Source organism: Bacillus sp. EB V-12, assembly GCF_056158125.1.
In genome coordinates, this window is the sequence record NZ_JBUXJL010000017.1 from 14656 (window position 1) to 34090 (window position 19435).

15 protein-coding genes, 3 pseudogenes and 2 riboswitches are annotated in these 19435 nt (G+C 32.3%); of the genes and pseudogenes, 7 read left to right on the plus strand and 11 right to left on the minus strand.

Annotation, left to right across the window (positions count from 1 at the left end; translation table 11 throughout):
• Nucleotides 1–179: 179 nt before the first annotated feature.
• Complete coding sequence (locus tag ACZDYH_RS27695) at nucleotides 180–1226, minus strand: SpoIID/LytB domain-containing protein (protein ID WP_434714934.1); 1047 nt, start codon at nucleotides 1224–1226, stop codon at nucleotides 180–182.
• A gap of 67 nt (nucleotides 1227–1293) precedes the next feature.
• Nucleotides 1294–3069 (minus strand): peptidoglycan-binding domain-containing protein, encoded by a 1776-nt coding sequence (locus tag ACZDYH_RS27700; RefSeq protein ID WP_474887689.1) that lies wholly within the window; start codon nucleotides 3067–3069, stop codon nucleotides 1294–1296.
• A 545-nt stretch (nucleotides 3070–3614) separates the two neighbouring features.
• Between ACZDYH_RS27700 and ACZDYH_RS27705 the strand changes: the two genes are divergently transcribed.
• Entirely contained in the window at nucleotides 3615–4448 is an 834-nt protein-coding gene (locus tag ACZDYH_RS27705; RefSeq protein ID WP_434714931.1) for a peptidoglycan-binding protein, read from the plus strand.
• Nucleotides 4449–4879: 431 nt separating this feature from the next.
• On the opposite strand, the gene ACZDYH_RS27710 is transcribed toward ACZDYH_RS27705, so the two are convergent.
• Nucleotides 4880–5965, minus strand: coding sequence for a phosphodiester glycosidase family protein (locus ACZDYH_RS27710; protein WP_434714929.1), 1086 nt, complete (start codon nucleotides 5963–5965; stop codon nucleotides 4880–4882).
• A 157-nt stretch (nucleotides 5966–6122) separates the two neighbouring features.
• Complete coding sequence (gene mgtE / locus ACZDYH_RS27715) at nucleotides 6123–7451, minus strand: magnesium transporter (protein ID WP_434714928.1); 1329 nt, start codon at nucleotides 7449–7451, stop codon at nucleotides 6123–6125.
• A 279-nt stretch (nucleotides 7452–7730) separates the two neighbouring features.
• A riboswitch (M-box (ykoK) riboswitch) is annotated at nucleotides 7731–7896 on the minus strand.
• A 506-nt stretch (nucleotides 7897–8402) separates the two neighbouring features.
• A riboswitch (M-box (ykoK) riboswitch) is annotated at nucleotides 8403–8579 on the plus strand.
• A 187-nt stretch (nucleotides 8580–8766) separates the two neighbouring features.
• On the opposite strand from mgtE, the gene ACZDYH_RS27720 reads away from it, so the two are divergent.
• The gene (locus tag ACZDYH_RS27720; protein ID WP_434714927.1) at nucleotides 8767–9885 is read left to right on the plus strand and encodes an FtsW/RodA/SpoVE family cell cycle protein; all 1119 of its coding nucleotides are present in this window, start codon (nucleotides 8767–8769) and stop codon (nucleotides 9883–9885) included.
• Nucleotides 9886–10120: 235 nt separating this feature from the next.
• On the opposite strand, the pseudogene ACZDYH_RS27725 reads toward ACZDYH_RS27720, so the two are convergent.
• Nucleotides 10121–10849 (minus strand): annotated as a pseudogene (locus ACZDYH_RS27725) (serine hydrolase domain-containing protein); the annotation flags it as partial.
• Between the two features lie 145 nt (nucleotides 10850–10994).
• Between ACZDYH_RS27725 and ACZDYH_RS27730 the strand changes: the two are divergent.
• The gene (locus ACZDYH_RS27730; protein WP_434714926.1) at nucleotides 10995–11327 is read left to right on the plus strand and encodes a DUF1904 family protein; all 333 of its coding nucleotides are present in this window, start codon (nucleotides 10995–10997) and stop codon (nucleotides 11325–11327) included.
• Nucleotides 11328–11965: 638 nt separating this feature from the next.
• The gene (locus ACZDYH_RS27735; RefSeq protein ID WP_434714925.1) at nucleotides 11966–12592 is read left to right on the plus strand and encodes a LysE family translocator; all 627 of its coding nucleotides are present in this window, start codon (nucleotides 11966–11968) and stop codon (nucleotides 12590–12592) included.
• Between the two features lie 604 nt (nucleotides 12593–13196).
• Here ACZDYH_RS27735 and hfq read toward each other — a convergent pair.
• Nucleotides 13197–13385 carry an RNA chaperone Hfq gene (gene hfq, locus ACZDYH_RS27740; protein WP_149214545.1) on the minus strand — a complete coding sequence of 63 codons (189 nt, stop codon included), beginning with the start codon at nucleotides 13383–13385 and terminating at the stop codon, nucleotides 13197–13199.
• A 22-nt stretch (nucleotides 13386–13407) separates the two neighbouring features.
• A pseudogene (locus ACZDYH_RS27745) lies at nucleotides 13408–13740 on the minus strand (transposase).
• A 465-nt stretch (nucleotides 13741–14205) separates the two neighbouring features.
• Between ACZDYH_RS27745 and ACZDYH_RS27750 the strand changes: the two are divergent.
• The 3 genes from ACZDYH_RS27750 to ACZDYH_RS27760 all read left to right on the plus strand — a co-directional run bounded on the left by ACZDYH_RS27750 (nucleotide 14206) and on the right by ACZDYH_RS27760 (nucleotide 16410).
• The gene (locus tag ACZDYH_RS27750; RefSeq protein ID WP_149214546.1) at nucleotides 14206–14865 is read left to right on the plus strand and encodes a GntR family transcriptional regulator; all 660 of its coding nucleotides are present in this window, start codon (nucleotides 14206–14208) and stop codon (nucleotides 14863–14865) included.
• 1 nt (nucleotide 14866) lies between these two features.
• Nucleotides 14867–15838 (plus strand): DMT family transporter, encoded by a 972-nt coding sequence (locus ACZDYH_RS27755; protein WP_474887694.1) that lies wholly within the window; start codon nucleotides 14867–14869, stop codon nucleotides 15836–15838.
• A gap of 296 nt (nucleotides 15839–16134) precedes the next feature.
• On the plus strand, nucleotides 16135–16410 hold the full coding sequence (locus ACZDYH_RS27760; RefSeq protein ID WP_149214548.1) for a hypothetical protein: 276 nt from the start codon (nucleotides 16135–16137) through the stop codon (nucleotides 16408–16410).
• Between the two features lie 67 nt (nucleotides 16411–16477).
• Here the strand turns inward: ACZDYH_RS27760 and ACZDYH_RS27765 are convergent, their stop codons facing one another.
• From ACZDYH_RS27765 to ACZDYH_RS27780, 4 genes and pseudogenes are all read right to left on the minus strand, one after another.
• A complete protein-coding gene (locus ACZDYH_RS27765; protein ID WP_002068860.1) occupies nucleotides 16478–16711 on the minus strand; it encodes a YuzF family protein in 234 nt (77 codons plus the stop codon).
• A 238-nt stretch (nucleotides 16712–16949) separates the two neighbouring features.
• Nucleotides 16950–17176 (minus strand): annotated as a pseudogene (locus ACZDYH_RS27770) (hypothetical protein).
• Between the two features lie 173 nt (nucleotides 17177–17349).
• Nucleotides 17350–18336, minus strand: coding sequence for a choloylglycine hydrolase (gene bsh / locus ACZDYH_RS27775; protein ID WP_434715079.1), 987 nt, complete (start codon nucleotides 18334–18336; stop codon nucleotides 17350–17352).
• Nucleotides 18337–18715: 379 nt separating this feature from the next.
• Complete coding sequence (locus ACZDYH_RS27780) at nucleotides 18716–19141, minus strand: DUF4879 domain-containing protein (protein ID WP_000472918.1); 426 nt, start codon at nucleotides 19139–19141, stop codon at nucleotides 18716–18718.
• Nucleotides 19142–19435: the final 294 nt, after the last annotated feature.

Sequence of the window (19435 nt, forward strand, 5' to 3'; positions counted from 1 at the left end):
TTAGAGGGAGTTTTCTTTATTTTAACAAAATAAACCTTTTAATAATTATATACAGAAAAACCATAGAACGTAACTACTTCTACGGTTTTTGATTTAGCTATATTTTAATAATAAACTTGAATCCATATACCATTTGTAATTCATCTTACCCCTAAATCACATCATACCTTTTTACTAAATTATAAAAAATAAATTTGAGCGAATGGATAATAGCTCTTTAAAATACCTACATAATCCATACCTTGATCAGCAAGATATTTACTACTCCATCTACAAAAGGATTCATTTGAATAATTTCTTATACCACTACTATATACAATTAACATTGGTTCGATACTATACGGTTTTGCAATATATTGATTAAACAACTCATCAACTATATCATCGATTTCAGAAAAAGTACTTCTACCATAATTATAAGATTGATCAAACAAAGGAGTGCTACTAATAGTAAACCCTCTTTCCAAATAATGCTCATTATATATACGATTTAATACAAAAGATGTTATACAAATTATATTAGCCTTAATAGCTTCTTTTGGCCATGTTGGATAAAGTTCTGAAGCAGCTACGTTTTTTATATATTCCTTAAATTCCACTTTATATCTCGGAGCTAATTCATTAGGATTTCCATCATGAACGATAATGTATTGAGGGATGTTTAAGCTATTTGCATGTTGAGGAAAGTGAGAAAACCGGGGATAGTTTGATCGAAGTTGTCTCTCTAAATAATATTCAGTTAATGCATGTTGAGGAATATTAATTGTTTCAATTAATTGGCGTTCTCCTGTTCGATTAACAGGAAGCATTTCCACTCTTTGTTTCGCTGTAGTTTCCGGAAAGATTTGTACACCTCTAATTATTTTAACACCATAGTTAGGTGCTTCGATTGTAAGGACATATTCTGTATAAGGTTTAGGTCCTGAAGGATTCTGTGAATACTCTTTAGGAGGCGCTGATAGAGAAATGGGACTTGTGAAACCAATGTCATTTGTTTGGAGTGTAGCAATAATTTGACTACTATCATCTTGCTTACGAATGAATACCTTTGCACCCTTAATAGGTTTATCTGTATTCATCTCATAAACAGATACAATTAATTTACCAGTTGATGCCCGATAAGAATGCCGTGTATCATAATAAATTTGATTTTCATTTAAAAATGGATGAGGTTGATAATATAATTGCTGTCCTAAATCCAATGGATAAGAATAATTTTCATTCAAATCTATTCGTCCTCCTTCTATGTCTGTTCATTTAATTACTACTTGTTTCTTTCACATACATCACTAATTAAGAAAAGGGATAATATCTATTATTATTGTAGAATGATTGTGTCTGTTGATAATTGGACACATTTGTCATAGAAGGGGGATAAATAGACACTGGGTTTTGATTTTGAGAAGGCGCTTGTGTTTTAAGATTTAATCCTGTATTCGTTTGCTGCGGAATTGAATTGCTTGTTAAAGCCCCACGGGAAGTTCCCATAGTATATTCTATCGCTTCAAGGACCATCCATAATTCCTTACGCACTACTCCTGTAACAGTAAAACTTTTTATCTTCTGAAACTCTTTCACTGATACTTCAGTTCCAAGTCCAAAAAAACCATCTAATTGTCCTTCATAAAAACCATAGTCCTTCAATAAATTTTGTAATCTCCTTACAAGTTCTCCTTGACTGCCATTCTGCAAAATAGGATACATGCCAGGGAGATTTGTAACATACACATACATATCATTCATTTTATTCCAAGTTACCTCATCTACAGCTCCATTTTCAGGAAGTTGGAACTGCCTTTGAAAAGCCTTAACTGCATTTGCAGTACTTGAATTGTACGTACCGTTTACTCTTACTTCAGGAATATCTGTATATCTTTTTCTTATATGGTATAAATATTTTTGAATGGTTTCAACAGCAAGATTTTGATCTCCTTCCTTCAAAATTTTCCCAGGGAAAGATTTAACGACTTGTATAAATTCCGCTAAACGGACTTCAATATCTTTATAGTAATGTTTCAAAATATCCAAATGGCTCATGCCTTTTTCTGCCAGGCAGTATGTTCCCCATTGATATAGCATTCCTGGCCGTTTAGCAAATTGGCATGTTTGTTTTTTACCATCACGATATTGTGTAAAAAATGGTGTATTTTCTCCATGCTTTGCAAGATATTGCTTAAATACCTCATCCACTGCATCATCAGTAGATTCATAGGTGTTTCTCCCATGAGTATACTTTTGATCAAACTGTGTAGTGCTTGTGATGTCGAATCCTTTTCCTTTAAAAGGGTTTACATAAACACGATTTAATGTAAAAGTCATTATACAAAGAGCATTAGCTAACAATGCTTCTTTTTTCCAATTCGGATAAACCTCAGAAGCGACTACATTTTTTATATAATCTTTAAATCTCATTTTGTAATTTCGTGCAGGTGTATTTGGATGACCATCGTGAACGATAATAAATTCAGGTATTACAATATCCCTATCCCTATCCTTATCACTATCTTCTCTTATCTCTTGTTGTGCCTCAAGTTCTTTTTGTAATTCCTGTTGGGATTCCTGCTGGGGATATTGTCCGATTAATGTATGTTCCGGAATATCAATTATTTCAACAGAATCCCGTCCATCCGTTCCACTAATGGGTATAAGTTCCATTTTCTGAACAGCAGTAACGTCTTCAAAAATTTGTGTACCGCGCAGTACTACAGGTGCATAACCTGCAGCTTCAATGGAAATTGCATATTCTGAATAAGGTTTAGATCCTAAAGGATCGCTCGCATTCTCTTTAGGGGGCGTAGGCAAGGCAACTGTATTTGTTTCACCGAATTCATTCGTATATAAAGTAATAACCTCACTTTGTCGGGAAGCTAAAATACGCCCTTCATTTGTCATTTTATAAATTGATACTTTGACACCCTTAATCGGTCTTTCTGTGTCTTTTTCATATATTTTTGCAAATATCTTTCCGCTTGGTTGCCGATAAAAAGCTTCCTGACCTTCATCACTCACTCCTGCTATAGAATGTGGTGGTTTAGAATTTCCTGAAGAATATGGTGGATAATTATACAAATTCATCTCTCCTCTCATCAAATCCTATTTATATTAAAACTCTCGTATATAAACAAAATAAAAAGGCCCTTTATCCATGATATTATGCTCAACTCTATTTTTTTGAAATCATATAATTGCCTATTTTCTTTAAAGATTCTATAGATTTTTTTAAAAATAAGTATGGACTACTCTATTAATACTTGACCACTTCCTGCTAATCTACCCGAAAAACTCCTTCAATCCAAAAGGTTAATCTAGTTACACTTTTGTTACATACTATAAAAGTCAAATAACCTTATTTATAAAGGTAATTTTATGTAATTCAAATTTATATTTGTCTATTACAAAAAAGTTATGAATTGAAGATTTCAGTTGATTCATAACGGAATTTTTTAAATTACTCTTTTAAAATCTATATTTTATGAGGGGAAAAAACTTCTTACAAACATTCAAATATAGTAACTTTAATAAAATTGATTTTATTTTTTACGATTAGTACCTGTCATATTAAAGTTCAATCTAACTATAATAAGTAACAGTATTCCAAAATCAAGGGGTGAAATATGGATAATTTACCCATTATTAAATTAGGTTCCACAGGCTACTACGTAACCGTACTCCAATTAAATTTAATTGGCTTGGGAGTAAGCTACGAGAAACCTGCAATTACCGGCTTTTTTGATGAAAAAACACTTAAATGCACAAAAATTTTCCAAGACAAAACTAAATTAAAGCCTAATGGGATAGTAGAAGTTAATACTTGGAAATCATTATTTGAGAACGTAATATTAATACAAAAGAAGTTACAATCTATAGGGTTTTATTTTGGACAACTTGATGGAGTATTTGGTTTATCAACTACCCAAGCCACACAAGAATACCAAAAAGAGCAACATTTATACCCTTCTGGAGATATTACACCGAGAACACGCCACAAATTATTTAATCCCAATTCTCAATCTGAATTTTATACTAGCTCTAATCATTTACAATCCTTACATCCATATGTGGAGATGTTGGCTAATGAATTTCTTCAATTAACAAAAACTAATGGCTTAGATGTTCGAATATACTCGGTGTTTAGGAGTTGGAGTGAACAAGATAGGTTATTTTCTTTAGGTAGATGGAAACCGGGTAAAAAGGTTACAAATGCTCGAGGCGGGGAATCATATCACAATTGGGGATTAGCTTTTGATGCTGCACCTTACGACAATAACTCTATACCCTGGGGTGACATCAAAAAATTCAAGCAAATGGGATATATAGGAGAGAAGCTTGGTTTAACTTGGGGTGGACGCTTTACTACCATAGTTGATTATCCGCATTTCGAATATTCTTTTGGATTAAGTTCTTGGGATCTCCTTAACGGTATTACCCCTCCTATTTTGAATATATAGCTTTTCATGTAACTTAAATTAGATCAAGAACTTTTCTATTCATAAAGAAAAAAACATCTTCCAATTGAGATGCATGTACAGCATTAGGCAGATCTGATGGAAGCAAGTTAATGAAAAATCTCAATAGTTGAAATTAGATGTGCTTTCGGGTTAATAGAATCTGAAAATGTAACTGTATTAAAAATAACACTAATCTATTTGTGAATTTTATCAAATAGATTAGTGTTATTTCCATTTCTCTTTCTCTGTTTTGTGTACTGACATCATTTCGCAAATTTTATACATCCATACGTTCTACGGTTTTGAAGCTTAATTTTCCTCAATATAATCCCATTTAATATAGTTTCATGTTGATTTTACTTTAGGTGCAATTATTAGTTGTTTATTTTAAAGTGAAAATATTCCTTTATATAGGCAATTCATAAATTATTTTATATATTTGTACCAATTTCATCTAATGTTTTGGGATTTATCTTTACCCCATCTATTGTCATCTTTAATTTTTGCTTCGAATTTGCTGTTACCACCCAAGCATTTGGTAAATAACGATCTTCATGAGATAATGTGGAAGGCGAATTTATAACTTTCCCCCCTAAATATAGGGTAGCAGAAGAACCTCCATCCATAGCCATTGCATTTATAGCACCTTTTTCATATAGAATATCTTGACACTCTTTTAACGTAGCCCCTATACTATGCGTCTGTCTACCGTCAATGACTAGAAACATAATTGTACCATCTTCTTTTTGGGCCATAATACTTCGCGGAGCAGAGCCCCAACCACCGTCTCCTTCTGTAATCATTTTTTCTCCATTAACAATTAACTGTGGCATAAATCCAGCTGCGGAAACAACTTGTTTATCCAAAAGTTGTTGGGTAGAATAATTTCCTGTTATCATTTGTCCAAACTTTGTTAAACCCGTAATAATTGTAGGGGTATTTCTATCCATATTCGTATCAATAGCTTTCCCATTTTCTATTACTATTCCAGTTGCAACATTTCCTCCACCTCTTCCTGTTTCATCAGCAAATCCACTTGCATTCACAGCAACAAGTGCATGATTACGCTTTGCCATTACGCTAATTTTTTCTCCTCTGTTAGCGCCCTGTGTTCCTTGATGGCTAACAAGTTTAACATTGAAGGGATTACTAATAGTAACTAATTTCCCTTCAAAAAGAAAGCGACTATTTTTGTTACTTTTAATCGTTTCTACATCAATTTCTAATGGCTGATTTTTAAATTCTTCTAATCTTTTTCCTGCTATTTTTTTATAAATATGCTCATCACTATTTGACCATTTCGGATGATTAATTCTATCTTGCAATTTATCTAGTTCCTTTTGGGATAGGAATGTATATTTCGCATATTGCGGATGCTGAGAAGTTAGTATACTCCCAGCCATTGTTATGCGAAGCTCTCGACCATAGCTAGTACCAAATAATATGCCTATGCCAATAAGCATGAAAATAGACAATAGAAGCAAAATTCGTTTGAAGATTTTTCTGAGATGTTTCATAGTTTTATCCTCCAGCATTCATTACATTCAATAAATCCATTAAAATATTATTTATCTAAATACAAAAGTGTTTGATTTCCTCATGCCTGAATTCCCCACTATACTTTAGCAATTCAGGCAAAATACTTATTCCGAATTTCGTTTTTTTAGTGTATTTTTATAAATTTAATAACGTTTTTGCAACCATGAAATAAATTACTAATCCTGTTCCGTCAACAAATGTTGTAATAAATGGACCTGAAACAACTGCAGGATCTAGTTTTAATTTTCTTAGAATTAAAGGTAAAACAGCTGCTACAAGAGAGGCCCAAATAACAATAAATAATAAAGTAATTGCTACAACTTGTGCAACTTCTGTTCCAACTCCTAACATATAAGCACGAGTGAGCCCAGCTATTCCAAGTGCAAGTCCGAGAAGCATACCTATTGCAAATTCCTTTTTCATTACACGGAAAATGTCTTTAAATTTGACCTCTCCAATACCGATTGCACGAGTAATTGTTGCTACAACCTGTGTTCCTGTATTCCCACCAGTACCTACTAATAACGGAACAAAGAAAGCAAGAGCAACTACAGTTTCAATTTCGTCTTCAAAATACTTTAATACTGTACCTGTATATGCCTCAGCAACAAAAAGAAGTAATAACCATGGTAGACGTTTTAAGAAAATGCTCCAAATGCTAGCTTCAAAGTAAGATTGATTCAACGGTTCACTTCCGCCTAACTTTTGAATATCTTCTGTAGCTTCTGCTTCCATAACATTCATTACGTCATCAAATGTTATAATACCAATCATTTTATTATTTACTGTTGTTACAGGTATTGCTGCTAAATTATAATTCAGTAGCTTTTTTACAACTTCTTGCTGGTCAACTTCAGCTTGTACTGAAATTACCTCTTGAATCATAATAGTAGATAATATCTCTTCATCTGCTGCTAGTAATAACTCATGTATGGAAACGATTCCCTCAAGATAACCATGACTATCAAGAACATAACTATAAGATATTGATTCTACATTTTCAGAATGTTCCCTAATGTACTTCAATGTCATTTTTACTGACCAATTTCCTCTAACTGCAACAAAATCACTTGTGACAAGACTTCCTGCCGTTTCAGGTTTGAAAGTCATCAATTTTTTTACGTTATGTTTTGTAATTTTATCTAGATGCGCCATTAATTTAGCTTGTTTTTCAGGATGAACCGCTAGAAGTAAATCTACTAATTCATCAATCGGTTGTAAATTTAGTAACTTTTTAGCTTTGTTTTCAGATAAGTGAATTAAGATATTATATTTTTCTTCTGCACTCATATATTGAAGAATATTAGAGCTTTTTAATACAGGAATCGTATCTAGCAATATGACTTGATCTTCAATTGAAAACCTTTTTACTTCTTGCGCAACATCATACGACGGAAAACGTAAAACTTGCTCTGCATCCAAATTATTTTTGGTTATAAGTAATTCCTTTAATAATTTCTTCATGTTAACTCCTCCTCATATTGCTAAGGGAGACTCTAGAGTTTCATGAGCGGTTTTGTTTTATTTTATCTGTCTTAAATTTTTTATTAGATCAATAACAGTTACATTGCAATCAATTCATTAGTTAGAATTACCTCCTTTTTGAATATAGACAAGATAAAACAAATAACATTAAACAGAAAAACCTTTACTCAAAAAGGAGTAAAGGTTTTTTACAATACAAATAAATGATTATTAAGACAGCTCTGCCAAAATCACAGAGGTGCCTTTCTATCAAATCGTATACCACTCCCTCGTTGAGTTTTAGCACTGTATAGCATAGGTTTTTATAACCAGCTACATTAAGAAGGGCCTTAATCCGACCGTTCCTGTTGACCCATTGGCGTCTCTCGACATTTTTGGGCAGCAGCGTTTCTCTATACAGGAGCCTCACCTAACAAAGCTTATTGAATTACTTCAAAATTTAAACCAGAATTTAATATTTGTCAACTGACTTTCAATTCCATTCATAAAAAATCTTTTATAGAAAATGAAATTATATTTTATTATAAATTTAAAATTCCTCTTAAAAAACATAGAATTCAAATAGATTTAATTCGAACAAACGTTATAAAACATATGAACCTTATTGTTTTTAATCAAATTCCAACTTTATAACAGAAGATGAATAATTAGTCATTCTGTATATCAAAAGAACATTCTTAAAAAAATCTTCTTTTATGATTAAAATCTTCTTTACCATTTATCAAATTTATATGATTAAATTACTTAATCGAACTATACACTACAAGTCGAAAATATGTATTTATACGAAATGATTACATACATTTTCGTACATCATTTCTCAAAGGGCTATAAAACAATAAAATATATAAAATTAGCAATACGGTTACTTGACAATCAAAAAAAATATATTTATGCTTGCCACACGAAACAAATACATAAAATTTATATTGCTGAACCTGTTAGGTGAGGCTCCTATACAAACACAGGCTATTGCCCAAAAATGTCGAAAGACGCCAATGGGTAGAACAGGAATTGTCGGATTAAGGCTCTTCTTAAGATAGCTAAGTAATGAATTTTCATTACTTTACGTTGTATAGTGCCAAAGCTCTACTAGGGGGAGAAAAGCCTTATTTAGTCATGCCATTTTAAATCCCTCTAGTTAAATACTAGGGGGATTTTTGCGTAAAAAAAACAGGGAGTAAGCGATAGAATCTTCCTAAACACAAGTCATATTTATTAATTGACGAGAACAAGATTCTATTCATTAGCAAATGTAATATTATGTTTTGTTTTAAATCAGGAGGATATTAAAATGAAAAAAATATTAAAACTCGATTATCTATTGCTCCTTCCTCTATTCATAACATGTACTTTAGGTATTGTCATGATGTATAGTGCAAGCTCCATTGTCGCTGTCCAACATTATGGTTATAACAGTAGACATTTTGTTGATTCTCAATTAACAAAGCTACTTTTAGGAACAATAGGGTTAATAGTTTGTGCTTTACTCCCATATGAAATATGGAAAAAACGAATAATCTCTATCTGTATTATGGTTGGGGGGATTTTTTTATTAATTATGGTTTTATGGAAAGGAAAAGTGGTAAATAATGCTCAATCATGGATCTTTGGAATACAGCCAGCTGAATTTCTTAAATTAGGAACAATACTTGTAACAGCCCGTTTTTTTGCACTACGACAAGAACAAGCTAAAAATAACTGGAGTAGTATGGGAAAACTTTTATTTTTTTTAGCTACAATTTTTTTTCTTATCTTTAAACAACCAAATTTAGGATCTGCACTTTTAATATTAGGTATAGGTTTTAGCATATTTCTTTGCTCAGGAATAAATATAAATCTACTAATCAAAAGAACTACCATCGGTTCTATTTTATGGTTACCTATTTTATATTATTTGATTCAATATAGTTTATCAGAAGTTCAAAAGATACGTATTACTACGATTTTCAATCCCTTTGTTGATGCGCAAGGAAATGGATACCAGCTTGTAAATTCTTTTATTGCCATTGGCTCTGGAGGAATCACTGGTCGTGGATTTGGAAATAGTATACAAAAAACAGGTTATCTTCCAGAACCACACACTGATTTTATAATGGCAATAGTTTCTGAAGAACTAGGATTTATTGGTGTATTTATTCTATTGGCTGGAGTTTTGACTATAGTACTTCGCTCCTTAAAAATTGCACAATTATGTGTAGATCCATTCGGCAGTTTTATAGCGATTGGTATAGGATGTATGATCGGTATGCAATCTGTTGTAAATTTAGGTGGTATTACAGGACTATTTCCTCTTACAGGTACCCCATTTCCATTTGTAAGTTTTGGTGGAAGCTCTTTAATGGTTAATTTAATAGCAATAGGAATATTAATTAATATTTCAATTTTCAACAAAATTAAGTCTAATAATTAGAATATATATTATGTAATATTTTTTAGAAAAATATTACATTCAACCTCATTGAGTAATCTATATTTAAAGAATTTCTAATTAATTTTTTAACTGTATGAATACAAATATCTATGTTCATTTTAATACGAAAAAAGGCAAGCATAAATTTATGCTTGCCTTCCGTTCTCAAAATCAATTACACCTAAAACAACGTGTGGTTAACCAAATTCAGATACTGTCTTCTAAGCCCTATTTTTTATTTTTCTAAAACAATTCCTGCTATTTCATTAGCATATTTTTTAGAGTCAAATTCATCATAGTTACTTAGTACCACAACAGACAAATATTCTTTTGGAAACCGCATGAAGTGTGAGCGGTAACCTGCCCAACTTCCTGAATGTTCCAAGTATCGAAAGTTAAAACCTTCAACAAGCCTTAACCCAAAAGCATAATCTTCATTGTCAATAATTGTATCCCCAGTTGAAGAAATTTTCGGACCTATTTCGCTCATTCTTTTAACGAGATTTTTTCCACCAACGGTAACTGTAGTTAAATTTTCTCCCCATTTTACCAGGTCTTCAACTATTGTATGAACTGCCCCATCCCCTGTATGTTCCCAAGGGCTTTCATAGATTTTATATGTTCCTTGCTCATTCCTCGAATATCCACTAGCAATTGAAATAGTAGTTGGGTAGCAATCCACAATCGCTGTGTCTTTCATGTGTAAAGGTTCAAAAATACGTTCCTTTACAAACTGACGTAGGGACTTGCCACTTACCTTCTCTACCACTAGTGACAATAAAAAATATCCTGTATTGCTATACTCAAATTTTGTGCCAACAGGGAACCTTGCAATTTGATGCCCATTAAGGTGTTTTAGCGATTCTTCCACAGTTAATATATCAGTAAATTCAATATTTTCTGCTCCAGCCAATGCCATATAATCAACTAGTCCACCAGTATGATGAATTAGATGTCTCAATTTTAAATAGTTACAATACTTGTATTGCTTCAATAATATATAATCATTCTTAAGAATGTCATTGAAATGTATCAATAGATTCTAGTGTAGCAAAATAAATTGTGCTATGATGTGAGCAAATATAAAGCTATCTAACGGAGGGATTCACATGCCGCATGTTGTGTTTCGTGGAATTACTACTGAACAATTAAAACACATAAGCAAGCCATTAGTAGAAGAGCTCGCAGAGATTTGTGAGTGTGATACGGATAATTTTACGTTGGAACTACCAAGTTCTACGTTTGTATTCAATGGAGAAGAAATAGAAGCGTTTCCTCTTATTGAAGTGAAATGGTTCGAGCGTGGACAGGAAATTCGTGATCGAGTTGCCAAGGCTATTACTACATATATAATGGATTTTGGACTTCCAGAAGTAGAGGTTGTATTTACGGTTTTCACAGAATCAGCGTATTATATTAACGGGAAGCATTGTGCAAGTTAGAGCTATTTGAAAGATTTTTGTAACATTTATAAGGGGTAGAACCACGCTATCAAGCTAACTAGACAAAATACCCCCTAAAAAGAAAAAGGCGTTATTCTTTCTGAGAAATCATAGGAAAGGATAACGCCTTTATATCAACATGGGGTATAGCCAAGATACGTGTAAAAACAGGCCATAGACTCACATTTATTTCCAATTACTTTTAAAATCAGCTATTATATCCCCATAAAATTACAGCTTATATGATATTTAGCTAATTGTCTAAAGAAAATGTATGCATAGCTTTGCTGTGTGTTTTATCAATGTAGTTTTTGGATAATGTTTGGTCAAGTCGATACTAATACCCTCGATAGACGAAAGAAAATTAAGAGTGTTCCGAGAAAAAGTAATTAAAAAACGATCTTAATTTATTAAATTGAGTTATCCTTTCATACAAAAATCTGATTATTTATGTAATTGGCATTCCATTAAAACGCTCATTTACAGAAGAACATTATTCAAGTGAAGCCCTCTATAATTCAATTACAACACCTTGAAAGTTTATGATACTATCTTGATTATACTTTTTATATTTAATGTTTTAAGGAAAAAAGCTATACTATAAGCGAAACTAAAAATCAGAAAGGAAACACCAGAACATGGAAAATTATTTGCTATTTATCCTAACAGCACTCCTTATTATAATGATGCCTGGTCCCGGTTTTGCTTTAGTTACAAAAAACACTATCTCTCATGGTAGAAATGGTGGGATAAAGACCGTCTTAGGAACGGTATCTGGAATGATGATTCATACAATAATGGCTACACTAGGACTCTCTGCTATCTTAATGAAATTTGCTATGCTATTTACATTAATAAAATATGCTGGGGCATTTTATTTAATTTATTTAGCTGTAAAGTCAATTAAAAGTGCCTTTTCTAAAAAAGAAGATATATCAGGTTCAGTGGAAATAAACTCTAAGGATATTGGAACGGTTAAAAGTTTTAGACAAGGATTTACCACGGCAATCTTAAACCCAAAAACGGCTGTATTTTTCCTTAGTTTTCTACCCCAATTTATTGTGAGTAATCAAAGTCATTTCTTCCAATTTCTTTTGTTGGGATTCACATTTACGACTTTGACAGCAATATGGTATTTATTTTATATTTCTCTAATACGTCAATTAAGAACTTTTTTAAGAAAAGAAAAGGTGAACCGTACAATAGAGGGTATTACTGGCACAGTATTATTAGTATTTGGAGTTAGGTTATTTTTCCAAAAATAAATATGTAATAGAGAGAGTTTAAAACTTTCGGTTTTTCCAATAAATGAATCAATATAAAAAGTATGGCTTTCAAACAATAAAAATGAACAAACGGGTGTGTTTGTGGAATAAGCTTCAATAAAATAAAAGTTTACATTGGAGTTTTGAATCATTTATAACTAATTTTGTAATAAATTTCTCAATATAAATATACTTGTTAGTTACAGCTCTAATATTCAAAATTAACAAAAAAACAAATTATACTAACAATATGATCGTTATCCTTTTGTTTACTCCTTGTGCTAAAGATAAGATTGTGTTTCCGAATCTTATCTTTTTATTTTTGGATTTTAGATACAAGAAAAGGAATCCTTAATAGCTTAAGGATTCTGTAACAGGAAAGAACAAACATATAATAATAAAAAGAATTACTTATATTATAATTTAAAAATAAGACAAAGATGTTGAGAAAACTTGGAATGGATTGAATATTTACATGTGCTTATTTATAATTGATTAAGAGTTGGAGTAGTAATCTGTCATCTGTTCCTTTTTTAAAGAAGATTGATCTCAATCTTCTATTTTTTTGTGTTTTTTCCTCTTCTCTCGAAAAAAGGAAAAAGAATTACTTAAGAATTGTTGAAATTACTTGCTTATAGGCTAGTTGTTGCTTACCATGAACCATCATTAGGAAGGCAAATTTATCTGTTGCAAGGATCTGCCCACGTACTGGAAAGCCATTCTTTAAAAATACAGTAACTTCCCCTTTTTTCTCTTTCAATTGTTCATACATATCTTCTTGTAAGTTATACATAAAATACGCCCCCTATTTGTATTTACTTTTCTTTTAATACTTGCTGCTCATTGTTATCTATTTGTATTTCCCACCCATCTTCTATTTTTCTAAACCATTTTCCTATTTTGCTTACATAGTATTTTTTCACTTCACCGTACGGAATCCAAATTTCACATTCCTGTATTTGATTCATCACTTTATGAAGAATCTCATCATGTTCGTATTTTCTAGGTTTTCGATGTTGCGTTCTTACAAACTGTATGTATTCCATACATAACTAATTAGAAATATAATCTTTTTGTTTTTTTCGGAGATGTGGCCACTTTTTATTAGTCTGAAGGAGTTTTCCGTTTATCATTGTATGGTTTTTCATCAACACTCATCCCCTTTTACCATCTAAATGTATATACAATTATCGTATCACATTTAAATTAAAATACGGCTCTAGATACATATTTCGCAAGAAATCTATCCGAAATAAAAATAATATCTCCATTTCACATAAAATAGTATCCAAAATAGACGAGATCGAATCCATTAAGCGAATTAATTAGAGAGTCCTACCAATAAAACGCGAATTTCGTAGGCTAAGGATTTATTTCTTTAAAGAACTTGATTTTTTCATACGTTAAGAAGATTCCTTAAACGGTATTTGATGTTTGTTATGATACTTTGTTTTTGGCAATGATCTTTAGAACTAGTTTTTGACCGTATTTTTTAAGTTTTGTTAGAACTAAATAGAGTTCCTTAAACGTTCGTTTTTAGAATTTGATAATCGAGTATATTTTATTGGAAAATTAGAGTTGACCATAAAACCAATATCCGATATATTGGTTTTATGAAAAAAGATATTATTAAACCCATTAAACGTATGTCATTTAGAGATGAAGTATATCAAACTTTGAAAAAAGCAATCGTTACATTAGAGTTGCAACCAGAGCAACGCTTAAATGACAAAGAATTAGCAGAAGAATTTGGAATTAGCCGTACTCCAGTTAGAGAGGCGTTGAAGCGTCTTGAGGATGAAGGACTTGTTGAATCTATTCCAGGTTCAGTTACTCGTGTTGCACCATTAAATATTGAGGAGGCGAAACACGCATTTACTGTGGTAGCAGTTTTACACTCGTTAGCTGCTCGTTTAGCAGTACCATTATTAAAAGAATCGGATATTCAAGAATTAGAGTTCAGTAATAAGGCTTTACTATTATCTATTGAGAAAAAAGATATTATAAAATCAATTGAAGCTGACGAGCTATTCCACAATGTTTTTTTAGATGTGGCAGGAAATCCTGAAATCATTCGTGCGTTAGAACGAAGTATATCTAAGATTCAACGTCTCGAAATTTCTCAGTTCACTTCGATAAATGGTCTAAAGTCAGTAGAACAACATCAGCAAATTATAGAGGCTTGCAAAAATAAAGATAACGAAACAACAGCGCATCTTGTAGAACAAAACTGGTTAAGTCTTGAGAAATTAATGACTTATGAGGCAGATTGAGATGAGAAATTTGCGCCCTATTTTTTTAGGTGTATGTGCTGCTTTCTTTTTTGCTTTTACATTTATATTAAATCGAGCAATGGAATTATCAGGTGGTAGCTGGATATGGAGTGCTTCATTAAGGTTTATTTTTATGCTTCCATTCCTTTTACTTCTTGTTATGAGTCAAAAAAAATTAAAAGTATTATTACAAGTTATGAGAGAGGATTTAAGTGCATGGTTTTTATGGAGTTTTGTAGGTTTTGGTCTATTTTATGCTCCATTATGTTTTGCACATGCACCAGGATGGATTATTGCGGGGACATGGCAAGTTACTATTATATCAGGATCTTTGTTAGCTCCTCTTTTTATCCAAACCTATCAAACACCAGATGGAATTATTAAGAAAAGAGGAAAAATTCCAATGAAGGGTATGAGTATGTCATTGATTATTCTTCTTGGTATTTTCCTTATGCAAATGGAACAAGCAAAATCGCTTGCTGTAAAAGATATTATGTTAGGTATTATCCCTGTTATTGTAGCTTCTTTTGCTTACCCACTCGGGAATCGTAAGATGATGGAGGTTTGTGGAGATCGTCTAGATGCTTATCAACGTGTCCTTGGAATGACGTTAGCTAGCTTACCATTTTGGTTTTTATTATCCTTGTACGGTCTTTTTACAGCAGGAATACCTAGTAAGGAGCAAACTATGCAATCTATTTTAGTTGCTATTTGCTCTGGTGTAATTGCAACTATCTTATTTTTTAAAGCGACTGATATGGTTAAAGGAGATATGCAGCAACTTGCAACTGTTGAAGCAACACAATCTATGGAGGTGCTTTTTGCTGTTATTGGAGAACTAATCTTATTACATTCTTCATTCCCCTCTATTTTATCTTGGTGTGGCATGTTTGTAATAATGCTAGGAATGATAGCACACAGTTATGTTTCCCATAAAGGTGAAACGGTGCATAACCAAAATATTAGTGCTTAATTGATATTTTAAAATGTACAGTATCAACCCTTTTCTAGCTAGTAAAAGTACTGTTATTATTATAAGTTTTATGTCAGAAATTGATTAAGTAAAAGAATATGAACAAAAGCCGATACCCTTAATTTGTAGGGAAATCGGCTTTTTCTTTATAAAAATTTTTCTTAGCTTCCTTTACATTAAAGGATTAGTTTGTATATTTGAGGAGATGTGCGAGACAGGTGTATATTTAGGATAATCTAATATTTTCCATTCGAATATGATAGAATAGAAGTATATCCAAAATGGAGGAATAGCAAATGAACTCAAACACAAAACAGTTTATTTATGATATCCAGCAAAGAAAGAACAATTATATAGAAAATGCTTTAATAGCAATACAACACCCTAAAAAAGAGCAATCTGAACAGGTCATTCAAAATATAGTAGAGAAGATGGATATGATGATCAGTTTAGTTACTACTTACATGGCTATTGAATCAGAATCTATAAAAGAATTAAAAGAGCTTCAGGAAGAAATTATTCATGCCCAAGCATATATTCAAAAACGAAAATTTGAAGAAACACAGAGATAAAACCCTGTGTTTTTATTTGGTGGCCTATGACGCTAATCTGTTATAAATCAAATTACACGTAATTTGATTATTGTTTTGGCATAATCCATACAATTTGTTGAATCCGTACAATATATGGCACCGTATCTTCAATGAGCAAGTGATCTGGTTTCACATCCTTTAACTTTCCTCTTACATTACCTCTTACAGTTTCAATAACCACATGTTTACCAATTACTGATTGTAATGTCTGATATACGTAGGGATTAGGCACACTTACCATATTTTGTTCACTAAAGTCATTTCCCTCCAAATAACTCATTCTATAAGACTCCCTTCTAACTTTCATTCTTTCTCCTAATATATGATATAAATCTTATATATATGCTAGAAGGATAATTCATTATAGGAACGGAAATAACATTTTAATAAGGTACGGTTTCTATTCCTAAATTGCTAAAAAACTATTTATATAGAGTTACTTTTACTAGTTAATAGATGATGATATAGGGGTATCTTGAATGTACATCTAGTTTGTTCCTTTCAGGATATGTATCATTTTAAATACGCCCTTGATTAGAATAGTGCTCATGCTTTTTGAGATTCTTTAGTAATACGTGCGTTAAGTAAAATGACCAACAATAAAAACACTACATATTTTCCTTCTATAACTCCTATGATAACCACACTACTACAAACAAATAAAATTAATAGGAGAAACGAAATAAATACGGTTATAGTTCTTTGACATCTTCTCATATTTTATGCGTTCTTTCCTTGCATCCATTTAAATTCCTCCTTTAAATTATCTATTTCACTTTAAATAATGCCTTAAAATCCTCTTTTTTTACCCTCTATTCCTAACATGTGGTATCATCCTTCCTTTTTAGTAATACTTTAGTAAACTAGACAACAGAAATGATATAGTCTATCATCTGTACACTGTTTACAGGGTTCCGATTAGTTTTCATAAAAAATCTGTTGTTTACGCTGAAATGGATAAGTTTTAATTTCATCTGTATCTAAATTTTCATGAAATAGATGTATGGCTATAATTTGTCTACAATCATAGGTATGATAATAATATATACCCGACTCCATACACATTGCGCTTGTATAAATGGTATTATCTAATGTACCTTCTTCCGTTATCACTCCACCTTTTGGAAGCTCACAATTTGATAAGATATGAAAAATGGCCGATACCCCTTCCTCTTCGTTATCTATATCTTGGATATTTTGTTTGCCATATGCTGCCCGCACAAATCTTGATGGTGGGGTAAAATCACCCGGAAGCCCTATTGAACCTGAACCTTGTCCAAAAGCACTTAATGATAAATCCCCCCATTGTGTAGGCTCATAGGGCTGCGATCTAAGTCCAATATATTGTCTTAAATTTTGTAGATGCCAGTTAAACTCTGGACTATTGGTCATTACCCCTAACGGATTGTCATACACTTTTAGCCCCTCAGTTGTCGGCTCTAGTACAATACATTCTCCCCATTTATCCGCTATAATCCAATGTAGTGGCGGAGTAAGTCCTAAAATAGGTAATGGTACATCCAAAAAAGAAATACTATCAACAGACTTTCTTAACTCTTCAATAGAATTGAACTGCGTGAGACTCCAAGCCACAAAATCAAATGGAGCCAGATTCGTTTTACTGTCATCTATACTTTCATTATAAGTGGCGAAACCTGGGAAATAGAGCGTTGCACATGTCATACCTGCTTCATTTACTCCATCTGCCAGAATGACCCTTCCTTGATAGTTAATCCCCATCCCCACAACTGCTTGTTTCGTTTCGATGGTTTCACCAGTTATATTGTTCCATCGATAACTTCGAGGAACTATTATTACTTCTTGATTGAAATCTAATGTAAAATCCATCGTTCTTGCAAAAAGATGTTGACCGTTTTTTGTCTGTAATGTCAAACTAGTACACATAAAGAACACCCCTTTGTTTAGTTTATTTAAACAAAAACCCATTTAATTTCTATCCTTAAGTTGATAGGCACGTATCTTTTTTCTTACTCATATTTATTGATTCCCCTTTCAAAATTTAAATTTTCTAATACAATAAGTCCAATACTATAAGGAAAATAAAAATGATCAAAGAAATTACTAATCCCCTTTATGATTTCCCCTAACAAGTTAAAAAGCTATTATAAACAAACTTCAATAAAAGACACCTTCTCCCTCCTTTTTTATAGGAAGTGTTTTTTATGGGATGGGAATATATATATGAACATGGTTCAAGTCAAAGAAAAGGCACTCCTAGGAGTGCCTTTTCTTTGACTATTTAAATGTGCGAACGCTTTCAAAACTATTGGATATAAATTGATGTACGCATTGTATTAAATGGTGCATTTATAGATGTCTTTTGGTACTCAAATGTTCCTTGTTGGTGCCCAGAAGCATCCCATTTATAATACCAGCCAACGATTGGTCTTCCACCAATTATAGTGGATCCAATACTTTTTACATTAGATCCATTCATTTTAGCAAATGGGTTTTGGCCATATCCCATTTCTTTCGTGGTAATATATAAGTATTTTCCTCCGTGATTACGTGATGTGCTAAAGCTGTTCTGGTTGATCGTTTCTACTCCGCCCAGTTCAGATTCTACTTGTACGACGTTTAATGAAGTAAGTGGTGCTGCTGGTCCGGCAGAAGCCTCTGTTGCCATTCCTAATCCTACAAACGCTGTGATTGCTAACGATGAAATCCCTAGTGCTGCTTTTTTAAACATAAAAAACATCCCCTTCCATCTATTGTTTTCACTTACATTGCCAATATAATCCTTATAACCTTATATGTAAATAGATTACAACTGTAGAAATAGCAGAAAGAATATTCCGATTTATTAACATTAAAAAATGAATTTCACAACTTGAATAAGGCATAAAACAATAATTCGAAGAGCTGCGCGAGCAACCCCTGGTCATTTACTGCTGATTAGACCAACTGATCCACGAGATTTGTCAGAAAGCCAGCCTCGGCATCGGAATTATACCGAAATCCGCGTTTAAGCTGACGAACCACA